General features: G+C 68.4%; 1 protein-coding gene. It reads left to right on the top strand.

The genetic code is table 11. The features are described from left to right. Nucleotides 1-540 precede the first annotated feature (540 nt). The coding region (locus G6023_RS15685) for an LLM class flavin-dependent oxidoreductase (protein ID WP_182636412.1) at nucleotides 541-1,519 on the top strand (979 nt) is incomplete at its 3' end.

The raw sequence follows: 1,519 nt of genomic DNA, 5'->3' as shown, positions 1-1,519 counted from the left end.
GTGGTCATGGCGGGCCGGGTGCCGTGATCTCGTGGTGCCCTGTATCTCGCGCACCCGGATCCGCCGTCTGGAAAGGCGGAAGGCGGCGACCATGGTGGTCACCGCCTCTGGGCTCCGGGTGTCGAGACGTCCGTCTAGCGGACGCGTGCGCTCGCGGCGCGGGCTCCACCCGGAGCCCACATAAAGCGCCAATAAGCGCGAGCGTTCGACATGCCGGACACGATAGCAGACGGACCCGGGCCGGCCGGAATCGCCTCGCAGCCCTACCCTGACAGCCGCTCCCGCGCCTGGCGTGTCGCCCGCGAGGCTGGCGTGTCGCTCCCGCGCCTGCTCGACCAGGACGCAGCCGCGTCCCGCCATGGCGTCTGGCGTGCACCGCTGCGCAGGCCAGACGCCGTCGCGAGGGGCGGCTGCGGAACCGTCCACACCGGAGCAGGCCGGACGGCACCCGCCATGTGAGGGGGAATACCGCCCCACACCCTTTTGTTTGATATGTCAGCTAGTTAAGATGGGGACACCAACAGACGAGAGGCCACCATCATGCAGTTCGGAATCTTCAGCATCGCCGACATCACCCCGGACCCCACCACCGGGCGGATACCCACCGAGCACGAGCGACTGGAGGCGGTCGTCGAGTACGCCACTCTGGCCGAGCAGGTGGGCCTCGACGTCTTCGCGCTGGGCGAACACCACAACCCGCCGTTCGTGACGTCCTCCCCCACCACGACGCTGGGCTACATCGCGGGCAGGACCTCCGAGATCATCCTGTCGACGGCCACCACCCTGATCACCACCAACGACCCGGTGAAGATCGCCGAGGACTACGCGATGCTGCAGCACCTGGCAGGCGGCCGGGTCGACCTGACGATGGGCCGTGGCAACACCGGCCCGGTCTACCCGTGGTTCGGGCAGGACATCCGGCAGGGCCTGCCGATCGCGATCGAGAACTACGAACTGCTCCACCGCCTGTGGCACGAGGACGTCGTGGACTGGGAGGGCAAGTTCCGCACGGCCCTCCAACAGTTCACCTCGACCCCGCGCCCGCTGGACGGCGTCGCGCCGTTCGTGTGGCACGGCTCGATCCGCTCGCCGCAGATCGCCGAGCAGGCCGCGTTCTACGGAGACGGCTTCTTCCACAACAACATCTTCTGGCCGATCCACCACACCAAGCAGATGGTCGAGCTGTACCGCCGCCGCTACGAGCACTACGGCCACGGCGCCGCGGACCAGGCGATCGTCGGCCTGGGCGGGCAGTTCTTCGCCCGCGCCAACAGCCAGGACGCGGTCGACGAGTTCCGCCCCTACTTCGACAACGCCCCCGTCTACGGCCACGGCCCGTCGCTGGAGGACTTCACCGCCCAGACCCCGCTGACCGTCGGCTCGCCGCAGCAGATCATCGACCGCTACATGACGATGCGCGAGCACGTGGGCGACTACCAGCGTCAGCTGTTCCTCATCGACCACGCCGGCCTGCCCCGCAAGACCGTGCTGGAGCAGATCGAGATCCTGGGCACCGAGA

It is taken from the genome of Dietzia sp. DQ11-71 (assembly GCF_014144995.1).
Taxonomy (GTDB): domain Bacteria; phylum Actinomycetota; class Actinomycetes; order Mycobacteriales; family Mycobacteriaceae; genus Dietzia; species Dietzia kunjamensis.
Note: the sequence above shows the minus strand (reverse complement) of the source record. Positions and strands in the feature narration are given on the sequence as shown.